Source organism: Dietzia sp. 111N12-1, from assembly GCF_001658045.1.
Classification (GTDB): Bacteria; Actinomycetota; Actinomycetes; order Mycobacteriales; family Mycobacteriaceae; genus Dietzia; species Dietzia kunjamensis.
The window spans coordinates 96,869-116,856 of record NZ_LSSV01000071.1; the positions used below are offsets into that span (position 1 = coordinate 96,869).

The 19,988-nt window shown below is 71.8% G+C and carries 19 protein-coding genes and 1 pseudogene; 8 read left to right on the top strand and 12 right to left on the bottom strand.

The genetic code is table 11. The features are described 5' to 3' along the window. The first annotated feature begins 22 nt into the window (after nt 1–22). Nucleotides 23–1,531 (top strand): hypothetical protein, encoded by a 1,509-nt coding sequence (locus AYO52_RS14840; RefSeq protein ID WP_156523632.1) that lies wholly within the window; start codon nt 23–25, stop codon nt 1,529–1,531. Here AYO52_RS14840 and AYO52_RS14845 read toward each other — a convergent pair. From AYO52_RS14845 to AYO52_RS14855, 3 genes are all read right to left on the bottom strand, one after another. Next, nucleotides 1,455–1,970 (bottom strand): GNAT family N-acetyltransferase, encoded by a 516-nt coding sequence (locus AYO52_RS14845; protein WP_067718982.1) that lies wholly within the window; start codon nt 1,968–1,970, stop codon nt 1,455–1,457. The genes AYO52_RS14840 and AYO52_RS14845 overlap by 77 nt on opposite strands. After that, complete coding sequence (locus AYO52_RS14850; RefSeq protein WP_067718985.1) at nt 1,967–2,548, bottom strand: DUF2599 domain-containing protein; 582 nt, start codon at nt 2,546–2,548, stop codon at nt 1,967–1,969. Before AYO52_RS14850 ends, AYO52_RS14845 begins: the two co-directional genes overlap by 4 nt. A 250-nt stretch (nt 2,549–2,798) precedes the next feature. Then, entirely contained in the window at nt 2,799–3,368 is a 570-nt protein-coding gene (locus tag AYO52_RS14855; protein WP_067718988.1) for a DUF1697 domain-containing protein, read from the bottom strand. 49 nt (nt 3,369–3,417) lie between these two features. Here AYO52_RS14855 and AYO52_RS14860 point away from each other — a divergent pair, with 49 nt between their 5' ends. Continuing rightward, nucleotides 3,418–3,858: an SRPBCC family protein gene (locus AYO52_RS14860; RefSeq protein ID WP_067718991.1), complete on the top strand. Its 441-nt coding sequence runs from the start codon at nt 3,418–3,420 to the stop codon at nt 3,856–3,858. Here the strand turns inward: AYO52_RS14860 and aroD are convergent. Together aroD and AYO52_RS14870 are read right to left on the bottom strand one after the other, a co-directional pair. Then, the gene (aroD, locus tag AYO52_RS14865) at nt 3,855–4,634 is read right to left on the bottom strand and encodes a type I 3-dehydroquinate dehydratase (protein ID WP_067718994.1); all 780 of its coding nucleotides are present in this window, start codon (nt 4,632–4,634) and stop codon (nt 3,855–3,857) included. The two genes, AYO52_RS14860 and aroD, sit on opposite strands and share 4 nt — an antisense overlap. 38 nt (nt 4,635–4,672) lie before the next feature. Then, on the bottom strand, nt 4,673–5,155 hold the full coding sequence (locus AYO52_RS14870; protein ID WP_067718996.1) for a DUF4262 domain-containing protein: 483 nt from the start codon (nt 5,153–5,155) through the stop codon (nt 4,673–4,675). Between the two features lie 190 nt (nt 5,156–5,345). Here AYO52_RS14870 and AYO52_RS14875 point away from each other — a divergent pair, with 190 nt between their 5' ends. Beyond that, nucleotides 5,346–6,482, top strand: a complete 1,137-nt coding sequence (locus tag AYO52_RS14875) for a patatin-like phospholipase family protein (protein ID WP_067718999.1) — start codon at nt 5,346–5,348, stop codon at nt 6,480–6,482. A gap of 11 nt (nt 6,483–6,493) precedes the next feature. Here AYO52_RS14875 and AYO52_RS14880 read toward each other — a convergent pair whose 3' ends face one another. Then, the gene (locus AYO52_RS14880; protein ID WP_067719002.1) at nt 6,494–7,054 is read right to left on the bottom strand and encodes a DUF732 domain-containing protein; all 561 of its coding nucleotides are present in this window, start codon (nt 7,052–7,054) and stop codon (nt 6,494–6,496) included. Between the two features lie 142 nt (nt 7,055–7,196). On the opposite strand from AYO52_RS14880, the gene AYO52_RS18420 reads away from it, so the two are divergent. The 4 genes and pseudogenes from AYO52_RS18420 (at nt 7,197) to AYO52_RS14895 (ending at nt 10,671) form a co-directional block, all read left to right on the top strand. Beyond that, on the top strand, nt 7,197–7,352 hold the full coding sequence (locus AYO52_RS18420; protein ID WP_156523633.1) for a hypothetical protein: 156 nt from the start codon (nt 7,197–7,199) through the stop codon (nt 7,350–7,352). Then, a pseudogene (locus AYO52_RS14885) lies at nt 7,303–7,875 on the top strand (sterol desaturase family protein); the annotation flags it as partial. The gene AYO52_RS18420 and the pseudogene AYO52_RS14885, both read left to right, overlap by 50 nt. Nucleotides 7,876–7,885: 10 nt before the next feature. Then, on the top strand, nt 7,886–9,358 hold the full coding sequence (locus tag AYO52_RS14890; protein ID WP_067719004.1) for an FAD-binding oxidoreductase: 1,473 nt from the start codon (nt 7,886–7,888) through the stop codon (nt 9,356–9,358). Next, nucleotides 9,355–10,671, top strand: coding sequence for a class I SAM-dependent methyltransferase (locus AYO52_RS14895; RefSeq protein WP_172812182.1), 1,317 nt, complete (start codon nt 9,355–9,357; stop codon nt 10,669–10,671). The genes AYO52_RS14890 and AYO52_RS14895 overlap by 4 nt, the downstream gene beginning before the upstream one ends. 59 nt (nt 10,672–10,730) lie before the next feature. On the opposite strand, the gene AYO52_RS14900 is transcribed toward AYO52_RS14895, so the two are convergent. From AYO52_RS14900 to AYO52_RS14910, 3 genes are all read right to left on the bottom strand, one after another. Further along, nucleotides 10,731–11,588 carry an anti-sigma factor gene (locus tag AYO52_RS14900; RefSeq protein ID WP_067719009.1) on the bottom strand — a complete coding sequence of 286 codons (858 nt, stop codon included), beginning with the start codon at nt 11,586–11,588 and terminating at the stop codon, nt 10,731–10,733. Next, nucleotides 11,585–12,166, bottom strand: coding sequence for an ECF RNA polymerase sigma factor SigK (gene sigK, locus AYO52_RS14905; RefSeq protein ID WP_067719012.1), 582 nt, complete (start codon nt 12,164–12,166; stop codon nt 11,585–11,587). Before sigK ends, AYO52_RS14900 begins: the two co-directional genes overlap by 4 nt. Nucleotides 12,167–12,240: 74 nt before the next feature. After that, entirely contained in the window at nt 12,241–13,800 is a 1,560-nt protein-coding gene (locus AYO52_RS14910) for a molybdopterin-dependent oxidoreductase (protein ID WP_371517914.1), read from the bottom strand. A 491-nt stretch (nt 13,801–14,291) separates the two neighbouring features. On the opposite strand from AYO52_RS14910, the gene AYO52_RS14915 reads away from it, so the two are divergent. Further along, a complete protein-coding gene (locus tag AYO52_RS14915) occupies nt 14,292–14,969 on the top strand; it encodes a fasciclin domain-containing protein (RefSeq protein ID WP_082924057.1) in 678 nt (225 codons plus the stop codon). Nucleotides 14,970–15,146: 177 nt separating this feature from the next. On the opposite strand, the gene AYO52_RS14920 is transcribed toward AYO52_RS14915, so the two are convergent. From AYO52_RS14920 to AYO52_RS14930, 3 genes are read right to left on the bottom strand one after another with little or no spacing between them, the layout of a single operon-like run. Beyond that, a complete protein-coding gene (locus AYO52_RS14920; protein ID WP_067719017.1) occupies nt 15,147–16,958 on the bottom strand; it encodes an acyl-CoA dehydrogenase in 1,812 nt (603 codons plus the stop codon). Nucleotides 16,959–17,007: 49 nt separating this feature from the next. Then, complete coding sequence (locus tag AYO52_RS14925) at nt 17,008–17,970, bottom strand: SDR family NAD(P)-dependent oxidoreductase (RefSeq protein ID WP_067719020.1); 963 nt, start codon at nt 17,968–17,970, stop codon at nt 17,008–17,010. A 9-nt stretch (nt 17,971–17,979) separates the two neighbouring features. Beyond that, nucleotides 17,980–19,968: a penicillin-binding transpeptidase domain-containing protein gene (locus AYO52_RS14930; RefSeq protein WP_082924058.1), complete on the bottom strand. Its 1,989-nt coding sequence runs from the start codon at nt 19,966–19,968 to the stop codon at nt 17,980–17,982. Between the last annotated feature and the right edge of the window lie 20 nt (nt 19,969–19,988).

Here is a 19,988-nt window from a genome sequence, read left to right on the forward strand (position 1 = left end):
CGCCGCCCCTACCGTCCGGGCCATGAGGCTCACCACCGTAACGCGGATGTCGCTCCCCGACGGCGTCGTGCACCGGTTTGCGACCGATGTCACCCCAGCTCACGGCGAAGATCGATCCCCCTCGTTCGACCAGGCGCGCCACGCCTCGCTCGGCCCCCGCCCGGGCTCGTGGATGGCCGTGGCGTTCACGCTGCCGTTCCCGGCCGACCGGGACGAGGTCGCGCGGGCGTGGCTCGCGGTGGTCGCGCGCCACGAGACGCTGCGCGCGGTGCTCACCGGAGGCGGGCACGACCGCGACGAGCACGAGGGGAGGACCGACCGCGACGACCGCGACGACCGTGACGACGACAACGACGACGAGCTGCGCCTTCGGCCCGTGACCGTGCGGCCACTCGGGTGGCGGACCCCGCCCGCGGAGCCGGGGGAGGACCCGAGGGCCGTCCTGCGCCGGGTGTTCGACGAGGCGTGCTGCCCGTTCGCCCGGCCGGCGCACGCGCTGTGCCTGGTGGAGCCGCTGGACGAGCGGGAGCGGCCGGTCGTGGTGATCGGGCTCGACCACTGCCACGTCGACGCCTGGTCGCTGCTGGTGCTGATGCGCGACTTCTGCTCGTGCCTCGACGACCTGGCCTGCGGCCTCGAACCGGGCACCTGCCTGCCGCCGGCGACGGCGTTCGCCGCCCACACCGCCGAGCTCGCCGCCCGCCCGCCCGCGCCGGAAGAGGTGCACCGACGCTGGGCCGCGATCCTGGCCCGCGGCGGCGGTGAGATGCCGGTATTCCCGCTCGACCTGGGCGACATCTCCACCCCGCGCGAGGAGGTGGTCGAGGTGCGCGACGTGCTCGACCCGGCCGGGGTCGCCGCCCTGGATGAGGCGGCCGCCGCCGGCGGAGTACGCATGATCTCGCTGGCGATCGCCGAGATGACGGCCGTACTCCACCGCCGCGCCGGGGTGGGCCTGCGCGCGGTCCTGCCTGTGCACTCCCGCCACGATGTGCGCTCCGCCCGCTGGAACGACTCGGTGGGGTGGTTCATCACCAACTCCGTGATCGAGTGCGACGACCCCGACCCGGCCGCGTGCGCGGTGGCCGTGCGCGAGGCCGTCGACCTCGGTTCGCACGCACTGGGGCCGATACTCGCCCCGTACGGCGGGATGCCGCACACCCCGGGGATGTTCGCGATCTCGTGGCTCGACCACCGCCGCCTGCCGGTTGACGTGGACCTGAGCCTCAGCCCGCAGCACGTGTCGGCCGCGATCCGGACCGACGGGGTGATGGTGTGGTTCGTGGTCAGCGGTTCGGGGCTGCACGTGCGCTGCCGCTATCCGGGCACCGAAGCCGCCCGCGGGTCGGTGGGGGGTTGGCTCGACGAGCTGTGCGCCGGGCTGGTCCGCCGCGCCACCCCGGCCGCCGGTCGCACCGGGCCGGGCGGGCAGGTCGAGGCAGACCACGAGCAGGTCAGTGGGGCGGCGCGCCGGACTCCGGTCCCAGGTCGGCCTGCAGCCACCCCACGTCGAGCCACCGCCCGTGCTTGAACCCGATCCGTTCCAGCCGGCCCGCCTCGCGGAACCCCATGGCCAGGTGTAGAGCCACACTCGGCTCGTTGGGAAGGGTCACGATCGCCAGCAGTCGGCGGAACCCGGCCGCCTCGAGCCGGGCGAACAGCTCCCGGTACAGCGACCGCCCCAACCCGAGGCCGTGCGCGCCCGGATCGACGTAGACGCTAACCTCGCATGACCAGCGGTACGCCGCGCGGTCCTTGACCGGCCCGGCGTAGGCGTACCCGACGATCCGACCGTCGAGCTCGGCCACCAGCCAGTCGTACCCCGCCAACGCCCGGTCGATCCGCGCCGCGAACTCGTCGACCGGCGGCACCTCGGTCTCGAACGTCGTCGTGGTCTCGCGGACGTACGGCGCGTACACGTCCAGACAACCGGCGGCGTCGGCCACGGTGGCGCGGCGGATCGCCCTCACACCTCCGGCCCTCCCGGGTTGCACCCCTCGGCCAGCATGCGCTCGGGCGAGACCACCGGCCGCCACGGCTCGAGATTCCAGGTGGGCTTGTCCGGCTCGAGCAGTCGCGCCCAGGTCCAGTGGCAGTCGAACTGCTCCCACATCCCCGGGCTGTCGGCCTCGGGGACGAGCCGGACGACCTCCCGCCAGGCCGTTCGCGAATCGTCGTCCCCCCACGCCTGGCGGCCGGCGGTGGACGGGGCGACCTCGAGCGTCACCCCGTAGTCGGAGTCGCCCCAGGTCGCGGCGTCGATGAACGGCGGGACGGGCGGGGGCGAGCCCCGCTCCGAGGGGACGGGACTGTCGGTGGCGGGGGACGACGACCGCGCCGGGGGCGGGGACTCCCGCGGCGCGGCCGTCGGCACCCGCGCCGCGGCCGTCGGCACCCGCGCCGCGGAGGTGGACACGGACGTCGTCGCCCCCGCGTCCCCGGGCGCGGGTTCCCGCGGCTCCGACGAGCACCCACCCAGCGCGATGGCCGCCAACAGCACGGCGCCGAGTGCGGCGGCAGTGGATCCGGTGGGCGGGCGGTGGGACATCGCTCGCAGTCTGCCACGGGCAAAGGGTTGCGTCCGAGCACGTGTGCAGAGGATCCTGTCTGCGGAAGGGAACCCGGCGCAGGCGGAGAGCCCGCACGCCACCCCTCCCACAGAAGGAGCGTGACCGATGCCCCCGTTCGACCTCTCCCAGCTGCAGGCCATGTGGGACGGGATCTTCCCCGCGATCTTCGGGCCCCTCGCTGCCTTCGTCGACACGATCGGCGCGTCCGTCCAAGGGCCCTGACGCGTCTCAGCCCACCGCGAGGATTTTGTGTAGCGTCCGGAGGTTCCTGCTCGTCAGGTTACGGTCATGCGCTCGGCCCCCGGAGGCCTTGCCGGCGGCCGAGTTCAGCGTCGCCCCCTTGGGGACCCGCCAGTACACGCACCCTGATCCCGCTGTCACGACCTCGGTGCCGCCGGGCTCGATCGCCGCGCCCATCGCCTCGGCGACCGCCCGGGTGACCGCCGGGTCATCGGAGAACACGACGTAGTCGTGGTGCTCGTCGAGCGACTCGAACGGGTACGCCGCCACCGCCTCCTCGACCGCATCGCGGGTGAGTACCTGCACCACCGCGTCGTAGCCGAACCTGTCGGCGTAGGCGGTTTCGAGCACCGCCCGGAGTTCGTCCTCGGTGCGTGGGTCGGTGAGCACGACGTTCCCGGTGGCGAGGACGGTTCTCACCTCCGTGCAGCCCGACTCCTCGGTGCAGGCCCGCAGGTCCGCCATCGCGATCCTGGCCGACCTGCCCACGTTGATCCCCCGCAGCAACGCGACCTTGCGGTCTGCGCTCGACCCGCCGGGACCGGCTGCGGCGTTCATGGACCGATCCTCGCACCACGGGCGGGCCGCGAGGGTAACTTTGGCGACCATGGCAGTGTCAGTGCAGTCAGTGACCACGATCGAGGCCGGCATCCCTGAGATCATGGAGGTCCTCGCCGACGTCGAATCCCTCGTCGACTGGTCGGAGGCCCACCGCGAGGTCGAGATCCGCGAGGCCGACGACGAGGGGTGGCCGATCGTGGTGTGGGAGAAGATCGCGCAGTACGGCGTGACCGACGAGATGGTCGTGCGGTACGAGTGGTACGACGGCGAGGTGAGCTGGTCCCTCGTCGAGAGCAGCACCCAGAATGTGCAGAACGCGCGTTATGTGCTGACGGACAAGGGTGGTGGGACCACCGAGGTGGTCTTCGACCTCGAGGTGGACCTCAAGATCAAATTTCCCGGAGTGATGCTCAAGAAGGCCCAGAAGCACATCGCGGACGTGGCCACCTCCGGCCTCCGCAAGGAGGTCCTCCGGCGCTACGGCTAGCCCAGCAGATCGAGCGCTGCCCGCACCCCGGCCGCCGGCAACTGCCCGGGCGCCGAGGCCTCGCCCACGGTGGCGAAGGTGGCCGCCGATCCGAACGTGCCGCCGCCGATACGCGTCACCGCCCCGAGCGCGCCCATCGACATGGTGATCAGCGGGATACCGGCGACGCGGTGGCGACTCTCGGTGGCGGCGATCAGCGTCACCACGTCGGCCGCCGAGCGGGGCATGACGGCGATCTTGGCCACGTCCGCCCCGGCGGCCTCCATGGCCTCCAGTCGAGCGACGATCTCCGCGGCCGGCGGCGTCGCATCGAAGTCGTGGTTCGACGCCACCACCGAGGTGCCGTGCGCGTGGGCCGCCTCGATCGCCCGTGCCGCCCGCGGGTGCCTGTACTCGACGTCCACCGCCGCCACCAGGCCGGTCGCCGCGAGAGAAGCCACCAGCGCGACGTAGGCGTCGTCGGCGATCCCGGCACTACCGCCCTCGGCCGTGGTGCGGAACGTGGCCAGGATCGGGGTGTCCGGAAGCAGCCCGGCCAGGGCCTCGAGCGCCGCCACCGCCGGGCCGGGATCGGTCGACGTCCCGGCCTCGGCGGCGGCCGCCCCGGACCGGGCGGGGGCGGGCTCGTAGAGGTCGACCCGCCACTCGACGAGATCGACCACGGGATCGTCGGCCAACGCCGCGGCCTGCTGCTCCAGTTGCGTGCGATCGCCGGCGGTGATCGGGACGATGATCGACGGCGAACGCGCATCCAGGTGCAGCTGGTGACGGGGCATGGTTAGACCCTACGACGACCCCCGCCGGGTCCGGACCGTCAGCTACACCCCTCGCAGGGGCACGGCCGGCGGGCCGGGATCAACTCCAGCGCGGTCAGACCCCCGGTTCCGGAGGTGCGGTAGTACCTGCCCGCCCAGCGCAGGGTGCGGGACGGCCGGCGTACGGGGACCAGTTCCCAGGTCGGGCCGCCGGAGCCCTCGCACAGCAGGTGCCCGGCATCGAAGACCTGGCCGGCCAGGACGGTCTCGCCCCACCGGCCCAGCAGATCGGCGGTCTCCCGCGCCGACAGGCCCCGCACGAGCAACTCGGGGTGCCCCAGGTCGGTCAGTCCGATGGTGTAGCCGAACCTCTCGTCCGGAGGAAGTGGTGTGGCGGCGCAGTCGCCGCAGTCGCAGCCCTCGCCGACGTGGACGACGTGCATCCCGGAGCGCTCGACGTTAGCGGCGACCCGCAGCATGTCGCGGTCGACGGTGGGGGCGTAGGCGGAGCCGGTACGGGGCGGGATGGCGGTGTGGGACATGGGATCTCCTTCGTGCGGGTGTATCGGGCCCGGGGCCCGGCGTCGAACAGGTGCTCGATGCGATGCTGACGGTAGATCCCACCTACGACACGGACCGTGGAGTTGACGTCCTGTACCCGGACGGGACGGGTGCACACTGGGGGCGGACACGCGGGGGACGCGTGGTCGGACTCGACCGGAAGGGGCGCCTGTGAGGGTCGCGTTGGCACTGGGCTCGGGCGGGGCGCGTGGATACACGCACATCGGCGTGATCCGTGAGCTACAGGCACGTGGACACGAGGTGGTCGGTGTCTCCGGGGCGTCGATGGGTGCCGTAGTGGGTGCCCTCTACGCGGCCGGCAAGCTCGACGACTTCGAGAAGTGGGTGCGGGGCCTGACCCAGCCCGCCGTCCTGCGGCTCCTCGACGTCTCCTTCGCGGGCGGCGGCGCCATCCGGGCGAACAGGATCATGGCGGTGATCGGGGCGATGTTGGACGACGTCCGCATCGAGGATCTCGAGATCCCGTTCACCGCCGTCGCCACCGATCTGCGGGCCCGCCGGGAGGTCTGGTTCACCCGCGGCCCCGCGGACGTGGCGGTGCGGGCCTCGTTCGCCATCCCCAGCGTCATCACCCCGGCGTTGGTCGGAGGGCGGTTGATCGTCGACGGTGGCGTGACCAACCCCGTCCCGCTGGAACCGTTGGCGCCCGTGAACAGCGACCTGCTGCTGGCGGTCTCGCTGACGGGGCGTCGGTCCGGGATCCGAGGGTCGACGTTCCAGGAGAGTTCGGATCCGGACGAGGTGTCCCCCGAGGCCGAGCCGAAGATCTCCCGGAGGGGTGCCGCGGCCGGGGCGAGGCCGGCGGGCACGCTGACAGGCCGGATCCGGACCGCCGCAGCGGATGTCCGCGACGGCGACCTGGTGCGACTGATCGCCGCGCGATTCGGTCAGGATCCGGCTGTCCCGGAGGACGAGGACTCATCGGATGCCGGCGGTGACGTGGCCGACGACGCGGTCGACGGCGTCTACGACGGGACGGCCGGAGTCCGGGTGCCCGGTCAGCCGTCTGACGTGGTGGAAGAGGTGGTCGACGAGGGCGAGCAGGAGGTCGCCGCCGATGCCGAGGAATCCCTTCCCGGGTCCCTACGGATCTTCGACGTGGTCACCCACACCATCGAGGCGATGGAGAGCATCGTGACGGCTTACCGCATGGCCGGCAACCGCCCCGATGTCCTGGTGGAGGTCCCCTCGGACGCGTGTTCGACGTTCGACTTCCACCGGGCGGACGAGCTGATCGCGCTGGGCCGCCGCCTCACCGCCGAGGCGCTCGACCGCGCCGGGATCTGACGGGGTCGGTCCTAGGCGCCTCCGCCGTTCTCGCCACCGCCGTTCTCGCCTCCGTCGCCGACGAGCGGCAGGTGCTGCGAGCAGTACGCCTTGACCGCGGCCGTCACCACTGCCGGTGCCTCGATCACGGGAGCATCGGGATGGGCGTCGTTGTACATCTGGAGCACGTCGATGTAGCCGGTGCCCTCGTCGAACGACGCGCAGGCGTCACGGCCGCGGGTGATGTAGTCCTGCTCGTCCGGCGTGTCCACGCCGACGCGTTGGATGTCGTTCAGGAACTCCTCGTCCGGGTTCGGGCTCTCGCCCCCACCTTCCTCGGAGCCTTCGGGCTGCGGGCCGTTGCCGGTCGTGGCGCCGCCCTCGCCGCCCTCGCCGCCGTCGTTCATCGCGTCACCCACCGCCGACGTGGCCTCGGCGGCGACGGACCCCACCGCGCTGGTGGCCTCGCCGACGGCCTGCTCGGCCTCGCCCTCCTCGCCGCAGGCCCCCAGCACGAGGGCCAGAGCTGCGAGGCCGGATGCGGCCGCGAGGGTGCGGGAACGGGTGCGTACGGACCGGGGTGTGACGGCCACGGTGGGTCCTCCTCTTCGAGTCGGTTGCGCGACACAGGCACTCGGGGCCGGTGCTGTCGCGAGGGTATTGCACCTGCGCGGCCCGACCGGGCCTGATGCCCCGATTGTCTGTGAGTGGTGTCACAATCGAGATCTGAACGAGATGGGGTACTCCGAGTCGCTGGGGGCCCTCGCGGATCCGTTGCACGAGCCGGTTCTGCTGGCACTTCCGGTGTTCATCGCGCTCGTCGCCATCGAGTGGATCTCGGCACCGGATCCGGCTCGTCTGGGCCACCCACCAGGCCCACCATTCGAGTGAGTACTACAACTTCGCGACCGTCTTGCGCCAGAAGTGGAACAACTCCGGGGAGATCGTCGCCTGGCTGCCTCTACCGCTGTTGGGGGTGCCGCCGTGGATGGTCTTCACCGGGTTCTCGATCTCGCTCGTCTACCAGTTCTTCGTGCACACCGAGCGCATCGGTCGGCTGCCCGGACCGGTCGAGTTCGTGTTCAACACCCCCTCTCACCACCGCGTGCACCACGGCAGCGACGCCGAATACCTGGACCGCAACTACGGCGGGATCCTCATCATCTGGGACCGCCTGTTCGGCACCTTCCGCCCCGAGACCCACCGGCCCACCTACGGGCTCACGACGCCGGTGACCTCGCACAACCCGTTCTGGCTCCAGACGCACGAGTACGTCGCCATCTGGCGGGACCTCCGCGGTGCCGCGAGCTGGCGCGAGCGGCTCGGCTACGCGTTCGGCCCACCGGGGTGGAGGCCCGCCCCGGTGCCGGCACCCATCCCCCGATCATGCGCCGGGGTCCCCGAGCCGCACTAGGGTGGGGCGCATGGGAACTGCCACCAGCCTCGCCGACCCACTCGTCGTGGGTACCGCCCGACATGACGAAGGCGTGCGGCGACTGGTCGAGAGCTTCCGGGCCGTGCCCGCAGGTGAACCGGTTCGGCTGGCCAAGCGGACGTCCAACCTGTTCCGGCCGCGCGCCTCGTCGTCGTCGCCCGGTCTCGACACCTCCGGTCTCACGCGCGTCATCTCCGTCGACCCCGGGGCGCGCACCGCCGACGTCCAGGGCATGTGCACCTACGAGGACCTGGTCGACGCGACGCTGCCGCACGGGCTGATGCCGTACGTGGTGCCGCAGCTCAAGACCATCACCCTCGGTGGCGCGGTCACCGGGCTGGGCATCGAGTCCTCCTCGTTCCGCCTGGGCCTACCGCACGAGTCCGTGCTCGAGATGGACGTGCTCACCGGCACCGGCGAGATCGTCACCGCCCGCCCCGACGGCACCGAGCGCGAACGCGCGCTCTTCCGTGGCTTCCCCAACTCCTACGGCTCGCTCGGGTACGCGGTGCGGCTGCGGATCGCACTCGAGCCGGTGGGACGCTTCGTGGAACTGCGACACGTACGGTTCGACTCCCTCACCGCGCTCGAGGCGGCGTTGGCGCGGATCAGCGAGGACGAGCGATACGACGACGAGGAGGTCGACTTCCTCGACGGGGTCGTGTTCTCGGCCGACGAGTCGTACCTGTGCCTGGGTCGGCGGACCGACGAGCCGGGGCCCGTCTCGGACTACACCGGGGTGGCCGACAAGCAGGCGATCTTCTACCGCTCGATCCAGCACGGCGGTCCCGCCGGCTCGGTGGAGCGCGACCGCCTGACGATCCGCGACTACCTCTGGCGCTGGGACACGGACTGGTTCTGGTGCTCGCGGGCGTTCGGCGTGCAGAACCCGCGCATCCGCAGGTTCTGGCCGCAACAGCTGCTGAGGAGCGCGGCGTACTGGAAGATCATCGGGTTGGACCACAAATACGACCTGGGCAACAGGATCGGCGCGCTCAAGGGCGAGGGCCCGCGCGAGCGGGTGGTGCAGGACGTGGAGGTCACCATCGACCACACCGCCGACTTCCTCGGGTGGTTCCTGCGCGAGGTGCCCATCGAGCCGCTGTGGATCTGCCCGCTGCGCCTGCGCGAGTCCAGCCCCTCGCCCGGCGTGGGCGGCGGCCCCGGTTCCGACCGGCCCTGGCCGCTGTACCCGCTGGCCCCGGAGACGACCTACGTCAACATCGGCTTCTGGTCGTCCGCGCCGATCGGACCCAGCACGGCCGAGGGGGCGTGGAACCGGCGCATCGAGGAGGAGGTCTCCGCACTCGGCGGTCACAAGTCGCTGTACTCGGAGGTCTTCTACTCCCGCGAGGAGTTCGCCCAGCTCTACGGCGGTGACCACGCGGGCAGGCTCAAGACGGAATTCGATCCCGAGGGCCGGTTCGCGACCCTCTACGACAAGGCGGTGGGTGCACGGTGACCACGACGAGTGCGGGGACCGCTGGTGCCCCGGGGAAGATGACGATCGGCGAGATCATCGGCGCCTTCGCCGCCGGTGAACCGCCCCTGCGGATCGAGGCCTACGACGGGTCCTCGATCGGACCGGAGAACAGTGACCTGGTGCTGCGGCTGAAGAGCGAGAAGGCGCTGCAGTACTTCGTCACCGCCCCCGGTGACCTCGGGCTCGCGCGGGCCTACCTCATGGGTGAACTCGAGATGGACGGTGTCCACCCCGGGGCGCCCCACGACGTGTTCGGGGCGCTCGAGGTCTTCCGCAAACACATGACCCGCACCCCCGATGCCCGGACCCTCGCCCGGATCGCCCGGGCGGTGGGCACGGAGAACATCAGATTCCTCCCCACGCCGCCCATGGAGGTCAAGCCCGCGTGGAAGCGGGTGGTGTCGGGGATGCGCCGACACTCCAAGGAGCGGGACTCCGAGGTCGTCAGCTACCACTACGACGTGTCGAACCGCTTCTACGAGTGGATCCTCGGGGAATCCATGACGTACACGTGCGCCTGCTACACCGCCCCCGACACCTCCCTCGAGGAGGCGCAGGAGAACAAGTACCGGCTGGTGTTCGACAAGCTGGGTCTCCAGGCCGGCGACCGGCTGCTCGACGTGGGGTGCGGTTGGGGCGGCATGGTCCGCTACGCCGCCGCGCGGGGCGTGCGGGTGATCGGCGTGACCCTGGCCAAGGAGCAGGCCGAGTGGGGACAGGCCGCGATCGCGCGCGACGGACTGGGTGACCTCGCGGAGGTCCGGTTGCAGGACTATCGGGACGTACCCGAACGCGACTTCGACGCCGTCAGCTCGATCGGCATCACCGAGCACATCGGCCGCAAGAACTACCACGACTACTTCACCCGGCTGCACAATTATCTGCGGCCCGGCGGGCGCCTGCTCAATCACTGCATCACCCGGCCGGACAACTCGCGCACGGTCAAGGCGGGCCAGTTCATCGACCGGTACATCTTCCCCGACGGCGAGCTCGCGGGCGCCGGGACCGTGCACCTGGAGGCCGAGAACGCGGGCTTCGAGGTGGTGCACGAGGAGAACCTGCGCCAGCACTACGCGTTCACCCTGCGGGACTGGTGCGCCAACCTGGTCGAGCACTGGGACGACGCCGTGGAGGAGGTCGACGAGCCCATGGCCAAACTGTGGGGCCTTTACATGGGCGCGTGCCAGTACGGGTTCGAACACAACAAGATCCAGCTGCACCAGATCCTCGCGGTCCGGCTGGGCGACACCATGACCTGGGATGTGCCGCTGCGGCCGTGGTGGCAGGCCTGACGAAGGCCTCCGAGGGGCAGCCGCCCGCGCGGGCATCGCCTGCGAGCCGGAACGCCGGGTCAGTCGATGTCGACGGCCAGGAGGACCTGACCGGTCGGCGCCGGCGATCCCCCCGCGGGCTCCTCGGTGATGCCGATCTGCTCGGAGTTGCGGATGCCGTCGATCTGCGCCGAGGGCGACGGTCCGACCTGGCCGGACTCCATCGTCCCCGCCGAGATGGGCTCGTGGTCACCCATCAACCACAGCTGGTAGGCGCGGCCGGTGGCCGGCTCGGGGAGGTCGGTCATCGAGATGACCGCCATGTCCTCCGTCTTGGACGCCAGGACGGTGGCGGTACCGGTCGCGCCGACCTGGCCGCGGACCACCGCGAGGTCCTCCGCCGCCAGCAGCGAGGAAACCTTGCCGGGTATCGACGGCGGGGCCGCGACGGGCACCGAGCTGTCGCCCCCTGCGTTGTCGGTGATGCGACCGATGGTCACGCCACCGGCGACCAGCACCACGGCGGCCGCCGCGGCGGCGAGGAACGACAGCGGACCGGGCCGCCGGCGCTCGCGCTCCCGGCTCAGGTCGACCACGTCGGTGCCTCCGCCGGGCTGATCCCGGTCGGTGTCCCCGGCGTCGGCCGGCCGGGCCGGCCCGCGGGGGGTACCGGCAGCGGCCAACTCCAGGACGCGATCCCGCAACTGCGGCGGGGGCGCGGTGTCGAGCCCGGCGTCGGCGACGATGCCGGCGACGACCTCACGCGTCGAGGCGATGTGCGCCAGCATGGACGACTTCTCCTCGGCCGATGCGCTGACCAGCGCCATCTCGACGGCTTCGGCCTCGTCATCGTCCAGGGCGTCCAGGGCGTAGAGGTCGAGGTCCTCGGGACGAACGCTGCCCAGGTCCGACGGATGATCGTGGTGTCGAATGCTCATGACAGCTCACCTCCCAGGCAGTTCTTCAGGCGACGGAGACCGTCGCGGATTCTCGATTTGATCGTGGGTAGCGCGGTGCCGAGACGGTCGGCGACCTCGCGGTACGTCTGGCCGGAGAAGTAGGCCATCTCGATGGACTCGCGCTGGTTGTCCGTGAGGGTCCCCAGGCATCTGCGGACCTCCGCGGCGTCCTCGTCACGGGAGAGCTGTTCGGTGACCTGCTCCGCGATGTCGCCGGACCGGGTGAAGTCCGCCGCCGCGTCCATCTCGTCGCGCCGCGCGGCGGACGTCTCCGAACGAACCCGGTCCACCGCCCGACGGTGCGTGATGGTCAGCACCCAGGACTGCACCGATCCCAGACTCGGCCGGTAGTCGGCAGCCTGCTTCCAGACCTGGAGGAAGACCTCCTGCACGGTCTCCTCGGCGTACCCCGGGTCCCGCAGGACCCTCAGGGCCAGGCCGTAGACGCGCGGGGACATGAGGTCGTAGAAGCGACCGAAGGCCTGGAGGTCACCGGAGGCGGCGAGCTCGAGCAGGCGCCCCGGGTCGGTCAGTGGCGGGGCGACTGGCTCGGACACGATCCCCAGTCTAGGGCCAATCCGGTCCGGGTCGCGGGGCGGCCGTGTTCCCGGTGCGCGGATCTCTACGAGGGTCATGCCGTCGCCACCCGGAACGTCCGGTTGTGCCAACCCGTGGCGCCGCTCGGGACGGGCTCCCGCCGCTCCTCGGGCTGTACCCGACCGGTCCCGTCCGTCGCGCGGACGTGCAGGGTGTGCAGACCGGGTTCGGCGTCCCAGGTCCACGACCACATCCGCCAGGTGTCGACCGAGTACTCCTCCGACAGTTGCGCCTCGCGCCACGGACCGTCGTCCACCCGGACCTCGACCCGCTCGATACCGCGACGCTGGGCCCAGGCGGTGCCCGCCACCACAACCGGCCCGGGCGGCACCTCGGCGAGCGGCGCGGGCCGGTCGATGCGGCTGGCCGTCCGGATCGGACCCCGCTCCGCCCACCCGCGATCCGTCCAGTACGCACTGGCCCGGTCGAATCGGGTGACCTCCCAGTCCACGACCCACTTGGTCGCCGAGACGTACCCGTAGAGCCCCGGCACCACCTGGCGGACCGGGTACCCGTGCTCGAACGGCAGCGGTTCGCCGTTCATCCCCACGGCCAGCAGGGCGTCGCGGCCGTCGGTCAGTGCTTCGAGCGGGGTGCCGGCGGTCCAGCCGTCGACCGACGTCGACAGCAGCATGTCGGCGTCCGGCAGGGGCCCGGCCTCGGCGAGCAGGTCAGCGATGGAGAAGCCGGTCCAGCTCGCGGTGCCGACCAGGTCGCCACCGACCTCGTTGGACACGCAGGTCATGGTGATGATGCGCTCGCGGGTCTCCCTGTCGATCAGCGATTGCCAGTCGAGCTCGATCTCGCGCTCCACCATCCCGTGGATGCGCAGTCGCCAGTCGGCGGCCCTCAGCGAAGGGACCCGCAGAGCGGTGTCGATCCGATAGAACTCGTCGTTGTCGGTGAGGAACGGGGTCGCGCCGGGCGCGTCCGGGACCACACCTGTCGGCACGGCAGGCGCCGCGTTCCGCGCGAGGACCCGGGGCAACCGCAACCCGGTGCGTTCGGCCACCGCCTCGGCGGCCCGGCGGGTCAGTGCCATTCCCGTGGCACCGGCCGCGGCGATAACGGCCGCGGCCGACCCGGCCAGGACCAGGAAGCGTCGACGGTCGGGATCCCGCCGCGTCGCGGTCCCCGCCGCGCCGGTGCCGGGCGAGGAGGAACTTTCCCCGGTGCCGGCGGAGGCGGACCCCTCCGGGCCTCCGGCGGCCGCGGCGACGGAAGACGCGGGGAACAGGGCGCCGATCATCGCCCGCAGGGCCACGATCGAGACGATCGCGCCGAGCACCGTCGGCAGTGCCCACAGCGGCCCCGCTGTCGGCCGGGTCACCGCCGCTGCGGTGCCGATGAGGCAGAAAAGGGCGAGCACGATCGTGCCGGCGGGACGTCCCCGGCGCTCGATGAGGCCCACCACCACGCCCGTCACCACAAGGATGACCGCCAGCCCGGCCATCAGTGCAGGCTTGTCGGCGGTACCGAGTGCGTCGATCGTCACCTCGCGCACCGCGGAGGGGGCCCGGTCGACCACCGAGTCGGCCACGGCGAGGAAAGGCGACGACCCGGGGGCCACGACTCCGGCGACGGCATGACCCACTGCGACGGCGAGACCGGTGGCGAGGAGGCCCGCGCCGGCTCTGGCCGCGACGAGGGATCGGGTCTGTGGAGTGTTCACGTCCTTGATTCGGAGCCGGAGCCCGGTCGGACGGCCCGGTCGGCCTGCACGGCGGGCCTGCACGGCCGGGCGCACCCCCGGCGACCCCCGGGAGTCAGCGCGGCCTCACCCCGCCCGGTGCCCGGCGTCACCGGGACACCTCCCCGACGACCCGCAGCCGGCATCCGCTCCCGCGCATGGCGCCCTGCTCGCGCGGATGGACGCGCCGGCGACCGCCGCCCCCGGGGAGGGCGTCTGGCCTGCGCATCTGTTCACGCGAGACGCCATCGTGACGGGCGGCGGCAGGCGGCTGCGGCCGGCGGCTCGAAAAAAATTCCGGGCCGGACCCATCCGGATCACGGGGGGCGGCGAAGCACTGGTGACCCACCGCACAGAGCCCCACACCACAGGGGCTCCACCGAAAGGACAGCACAATGGGCATCACGATCTCCCGCCGAGTCGCCTCGATCGCCGCAGCCGCCGCGGTCTCCGGACTCGTCCTCGCCGGCTGCTCGACCGACGACGGAAGCGACACCGAGACCACCGCCGAGGGCACCGCCAGCTCCATGATGAGCACCACCGCCTCCTCCGAGACCTCGTCCATGGAGGCCGAGCCGGCCGGCATGCTCGTCGGCCCCGGGTGCGCGGACTACGCCGAGGCCAACCCGGAGGGACCGGGCTCGGTCGACGGCATGGCGATGGAGCCGGTCGCCACGGCCGCCTCCAACAACCCGCTGCTGACGACCCTCACCGCCGCCCTGTCCGGCGGCGTCAACCCGGACGTCAACCTCGTCGACACCCTCAACAACGGCGAGTACACAGTCTTCGCCCCCGTCGATGACGCGTTCGCGCAGATCGATGACGCGACGATGGAGGCGCTCCAGACCGACGCCGACCTGCTCACCGGCATCCTCACCTACCACGTCGTGGAGGGCCAGATCACGCCCGACGAGATCTCCGGGATGCAGACCACGCTCAACGGCGCTGACGTCGATGTGACCGGTTCCGACGACGAGCTCATGGTCAACGGTGCCAACGTGGTCTGCGGCGGCGTCGAGACCGCCAACGCCACCGTCTACCTCATCGACCAGGTCCTCATCCCCGAGGAGTGATCTGACCGAACACCGCGGACGGGTGCCCTGAACTCCCGCCCATCCGGTGAGGTCGACCAGACGAGACGAGGCCCGGGCCGACGCGAGAGCGCCGGCCCGGGCCTCGTCGTGTGCCGCCGCCGAGCGGTCGGCCGAACCGGGCGCGGTCCAGCACCGGACCCGGGTCAGAACCAGAGGTCAGAACCAGTCGTCGCGCATGTCCAGCGTCGTGCGGTCGCCCGCGGCGAGCAGGTCGAACTTGGCGTCGACGATCGGGAGCTCGCGGCGCAGGAAGTACTCCGCGGCCCTGAGCTTGCCCGCGGCGAAGGCGTCGCCCTCGTCGCCGGTGCGCGCGCCCAGTGCCATCACCTGTTCGACCCAGATCCAGGCGATCACCACATGCCCGGCGGCCTCGAGGTACTCGGTGGCGTCGGCCAGGAAGGCCTCCGGATCCGTGGCCCCCACCTCCGCCAGCGCGGTGGTGACCTCGATGAGGCGGGTGACGCGCGGGCGCAGCAGCGCGGCCATCTCGGCCGCGGACCCGCCCGCCTCGGCAGCCCGGTCACACGCCTGGGTGATCCGCCCGGTCAGCGCGGCCAACCCGGCCCCGCCGCCGGCCATCACCTTGCGTCCCAGCAGGTCCTGGCCCTGGATACCGTGCGTGCCCTCGTGGATCGGGTTGAGACGGTTGTCGCGGTAGTGCTGCTCCACGTCGTAGTCGATGGTGTAGCCGGCCCCGCCCAGCACCTGCACCGCGAGCTCGTTGGCCTTGAGACACCACTGCGAGGGCCACGACTTGGCGATCGGGGTGAGGACGTCGAGCAGCATCTTCGCCGCCGCCGACTCCTCCGGAGATCCGGTCTTCTCGTCGTCGACCAGTCGCGCGCAGTACAGCCCCAGGGCGAGGGCGCCCTCCACGTACGATTTCTGGGCCAGCAGCATGCGGCGCACGTCCGCGTGGCCGGTGAGCATGACCTGCGGCGATGACGGGTCCGCCCCGACCTGCCGGCCCTGGGGACGGTTCCGGGCGTAGTCCAGCGACTTGAGGTACCCGGTGTAGCCGATGGCGGTCGCGCCGAGGCCCACGCCGAGGCGGGCCTCGTTCATCATGGTGAACATCTTCTTGAGGCCGGTGTTCTCCTCTCCGACGAGGTACCCGATCGCGCCCGCCCGACCGCCGGGGGTGTGCATGCCCTGGCCCAGCGTGGGCATGGTGTTGACCGTGCCGCGGAAGCCCATCTTGTGGTTGAGGCCGGTGATGACGATGTCGTTGCGCTCGCCGATCGTGCCGTCGTCGGTGACCAGGAACTTCGGCACGACGAACAGGCTGATGCCGCGGGTGCCCGCCGGCGACCCGGGAACCTTCGCCAGCACCAGGTGCACGATGTTCTCGGCCATCTGGTGCTCGCCGCCGGAGATCCACATCTTCTGCCCGAACAGCCGGTAGGTGCCGTCGGGCTGCGGCTCGGCGCGGGTGGTGATGTCGGCGAGGTTGGACCCGGCCTGCGGCTCGGACAGGCACATCGTCCCCGTGAAGCGGCCCTCGATCATCGGCTTGACGTACCGCTCGATCTGCTCGTCGGAGCCGTGCTCGATGAGCAGGTTGGCGTTGCCGGTGGTGAGCAACGGGTAGGCCGCGGTGGAGATGTTCGCGGCGTAGAACCAGGCCATGCACGCCAGGTAGGCGGTGTAGGGCAGCTGCATGCCGCCGACCCGCTCGTCCATCGCCGCACCCACGAGGTCGGCCTCGGCGAACTTCGCCAGCGCCTCGCCGATCTCGGGGATGAGCTCCACGTCCTCGCCGACCAACCGGGGCTCGGTGAGGTCGGCCTTGCGGAAGTGGGGCGCGAAGTACTTCTCGGCGAGTTCGGCCGACAGGTCCACCACGGAGTCGATCGTCTCGCGCGAGTGCTCCGCGTACCGCTCCCGATCGCACAGCTCGGAGACATGGAGCCAGTCGTGCAGGAGGAAATCGAGGTCGGCGCGGGAGAGCAGGTGCGAGGGGGTCATGCCCCGCAGGGTACTAGCGCGCGGTACCAGCGCGCGCCGCCCCCGGTGCTCACGTGCCCGTCGCGCCCGTTCCCCCGGCCTCGGCGCCCGACCCGCCCGTGGCCCGTGTCGCGGCCGCGAACTTCTGGCCCATGCCGAGCATGGTCCTGGCGTACGCGGCGGGGAGGAACCGCTTGGCACGGTACGACTTGCGGGCGTCGGGGTCGGGGAGGATGAGGAACTGCTTGGCGTCCAGGCCCGTCATCACCTCCGCGGCGATCTCGTCGGCGCCCCGCTCGGAGCGGTCGATGAGCTTGCTCGCGAACCCGCTGGCGGCGGGGTCGGAGGCGTTGAGACTGGAGGCGAGGTTGGTGCGGAAGAACGAGGGGCACAGCACCGACACGTCCACGCCGAACGGCTCGAGCTCCCACCGCAGGCTCTCGGAGATCGCCACGACCGCCGCCTTGACCGCCGTGTAGGAGGACATGGTGGGCGGGTGGACGAGGCCGGCGAGAGAAGCGGTGTTGACGAGGTGACCGCTGCCCTGCGCCTTGAGCATCGGGACGAAGGTGCGGCATCCGCGCGCGACGCCGAGCAGGTTGATGTCGACGATCTGCCGCCAGTCGTCCTCGGTGAGCATCTCGATGCGGCCGCCCTGGGCGATGCCGGCGTTGTTGACGAGCACGTCCAGGCCGCCCCAGATCTGCTCGACCTCGACGCGTGCGGCCTGCCACTCGTCCTCCGAGCGCACGTCGAGCCGGAGGTAGTGGGCGTCGGCGGGCACGGAGTCGGGGCGGTCGCCGGTGGGGGCGAGGTCGGCGATGATCACCCGGTCGCCGCGCTCGAGGAACGCCGTCGCCAGGGCCAGACCGAGGCCGGAGGCGCCGCCGGTCACCAGGACGCGGCGGTGGGTGTCTGCGGGGGACGGTGACGACGACGAGAACGGCAGCCGGTCCAGGCCGGGCAGCGGCAGATTCTGCAGGGCCAGATCGGGCAGGGACAATTCAGGGAGCGAGACCTTGGGCAGGCGCATGTGCCGAAACTACCGAGCCGCCAGGGGAGCCGGTTGGCCGACACCCCCGAGGAAGTCGGCGGCCAGCTCCACCGCCGGGCCCGAGGAGTCCGCGCCCTCGAGGAGAACGGCCACCGCGATGTCCCCGGTGAAGCCCACGAACCAACCGTGCGCCGGCCCGCTGCCCACCTCGGCGGTGCCGGTCTTGCCGCCCAGGCCGGGCACGGACCTCGCGGCCGTCGCGGTGCCCGACTGCACGGTCTGCACCATGTAGCGGCGCAGGGTGTCGACCACGGCCGGGTCGAGCGGCTCCGGGGAGTCGTTGGCGACCGCGGGCATCCCGTCGATGAGCTGCGGCAGGATCATCCGGCCACCGTTCGCGAGTGACGCCGTCATCACGGCCATGCCGAAGGGGCTGGCCAGCACCTCGCCCTGCCCGATCGCCGCCTCGACCCGGCCCGGGCCCTGCTCGGTGACGGGCACCTCCCCGGTGTAGGTGTTCAGCCCCGGGGTGAAGAACCCGACGCCGAGGCCCAGTGTCGCGGCGGTGTCCTTCATCGCCGCGGGTTCCAGGCGGTCGCTGATGACGGCCTGAGTGGTGTTGCACGACCGGGCGAACGCCGTCTCCAAGGGGACGGGGCCCAGCTCGAAGTCGTCGTCGTTGGGGATCGTCCGGCCCGAGACGGTGACCGACGCCGGGCACGGCACGATCTCGTCCGGGCCCACGACGCCGGCGGAGAGCGCGGCGGCGGTGGTGACCACCTTGAACGTCGACCCCGGCGGGAAGCGCCCCTGCAGGGAGACGGGCCCCTGCCGGTCGGCGGCGGAGTTCTGGGCCACGGCCAGCACCCCACCCGTGGAGGGCTGGATCGCGACGATCGATGCCGGCAGCCCGCTGCCGTCCACGGCCCGCTGGGCCTCACGCTGCATCGAGATCTGGATCATCGAGACCAGGTCGTCGACCTCCCCGGCCGGGGCGCCCCCGATCTCGATCGGTTCGGCCCCGGGGTTGACGATCTGCGCCGACCACCCGGCCTCGGACTGCAGCGCCTCCGTCCAGGCGTTCGGTAGGCCGTCGAGGGCGGGGGAGTCCAGGTCGCGGTCGGTGCGGATGAGCTGGCCCTGCTCCGGCAGGCTCACGCCCGGCACCGCGGCGAGCTGATCGCGGATCGGGTCGATGTCCGCGGGGCGCAGCGCCACGACCTGGTACGGCTGGTCGCCGGCCTCGGCCATGCCGTCGCGGATCGTCTGACCGGTGATCGTCGGTGCGGCACCGCTGACCAGCGACGCGACCGCGTCCGCGGAGCCGGCGGCGTCGGGTGCGAGCGTCACCGCGGTGACCGGCGTCCACTGCATGAGCGGCTCGCCTGTCCGGTCGAGGATGTCGGTGTCCCAGTCGAGTTCCTCGGCGAACGTCAGCCGACCCCCCTCGGCCAGCCGGGTGTCGAGCACCGTCGGCGCCCACTGCACCTTCCACTGGTCGCCCACCTCGGTCGTCCGCACCTCGCCGCGGGTGGTCACGCTGCGCGTCCCGGCGCCGGCAGCCTCGTCCCCGCCGGCCGGGCCGGAGCCCGCCTCGTCGTCGTCACGAGAACCGTCGGCGCCGCCCTCGTTCTCGCCGCCTTCATCGTCGGCTCCGGCGGCGCCCATGTCCCACGTGATCTCCACCGTCACCGGGTCGCGGTCGGGGCGCCCGTCGTCGCCGCTGGTGGTCGCGGAGATCGCGGGCAACCCCATCCCCTCGACGCTCGCGATGATGGTCTCCTCCGCGGCGGCCGGGTCGGTGGTCAGCTCTGCCGCGCCCGTCACGTCGCCCCGATTGAGGGCGGCCAGGAACTGGTCCACCTCGTCGGCGCCCGTGTCACCGGTCAGCGCCGCGCACCCCGACCCCACGAGGACGACGGCGAGGGCCGCCGCCACGAGGCCTCCGGCGCGACGATCCGGGTGCCGGGTCGCGCCGGGATCGCGGTGGGGCCGCAGCGGGCGGCGACTCGGCTGAGAGGCGGGCGTGGGGATCATCTCTCCACGAAACCAGATCC

Excerpts from the sequence above, each read along its gene's own strand:
- AYO52_RS14900 (WP_067719009.1), bottom strand. The coding sequence starts at position 11,588 with ATGAGCATTCGACACCACGATCATCCGTCGGACCTGGGCAGCGTTCGT.
- AYO52_RS14930 (WP_082924058.1), bottom strand. The coding sequence starts at position 19,968 with ATGATCCCCACGCCCGCCTCTCAGCCGAGTCGCCGCCCGCTGCGGCCC.
- AYO52_RS14925 (WP_067719020.1), bottom strand. The coding sequence starts at position 17,970 with ATGCGCCTGCCCAAGGTCTCGCTCCCTGAATTGTCCCTGCCCGATCTG.
- AYO52_RS14915 (WP_082924057.1), top strand. The coding sequence starts at position 14,292 with ATGGGCATCACGATCTCCCGCCGAGTCGCCTCGATCGCCGCAGCCGCC.
- AYO52_RS14920 (WP_067719017.1), bottom strand. The coding sequence starts at position 16,958 with ATGACCCCCTCGCACCTGCTCTCCCGCGCCGACCTCGATTTCCTCCTG.
- AYO52_RS18420 (WP_156523633.1), top strand. The coding sequence starts at position 7,197 with ATGGGGTACTCCGAGTCGCTGGGGGCCCTCGCGGATCCGTTGCACGAG.
- AYO52_RS14850 (WP_067718985.1), bottom strand. The coding sequence starts at position 2,548 with ATGTCCCACCGCCCGCCCACCGGATCCACTGCCGCCGCACTCGGCGCC.
- AYO52_RS14870 (WP_067718996.1), bottom strand. The coding sequence starts at position 5,155 with ATGTCCCACACCGCCATCCCGCCCCGTACCGGCTCCGCCTACGCCCCC.
- aroD (WP_067718994.1), bottom strand. The coding sequence starts at position 4,634 with ATGCCCCGTCACCAGCTGCACCTGGATGCGCGTTCGCCGTCGATCATC.
- AYO52_RS14860 (WP_067718991.1), top strand. The coding sequence starts at position 3,418 with ATGGCAGTGTCAGTGCAGTCAGTGACCACGATCGAGGCCGGCATCCCT.
- AYO52_RS14840 (WP_156523632.1), top strand. The coding sequence starts at position 23 with ATGAGGCTCACCACCGTAACGCGGATGTCGCTCCCCGACGGCGTCGTG.
- AYO52_RS14855 (WP_067718988.1), bottom strand. The coding sequence starts at position 3,368 with ATGAACGCCGCAGCCGGTCCCGGCGGGTCGAGCGCAGACCGCAAGGTC.
- AYO52_RS14890 (WP_067719004.1), top strand. The coding sequence starts at position 7,886 with ATGGGAACTGCCACCAGCCTCGCCGACCCACTCGTCGTGGGTACCGCC.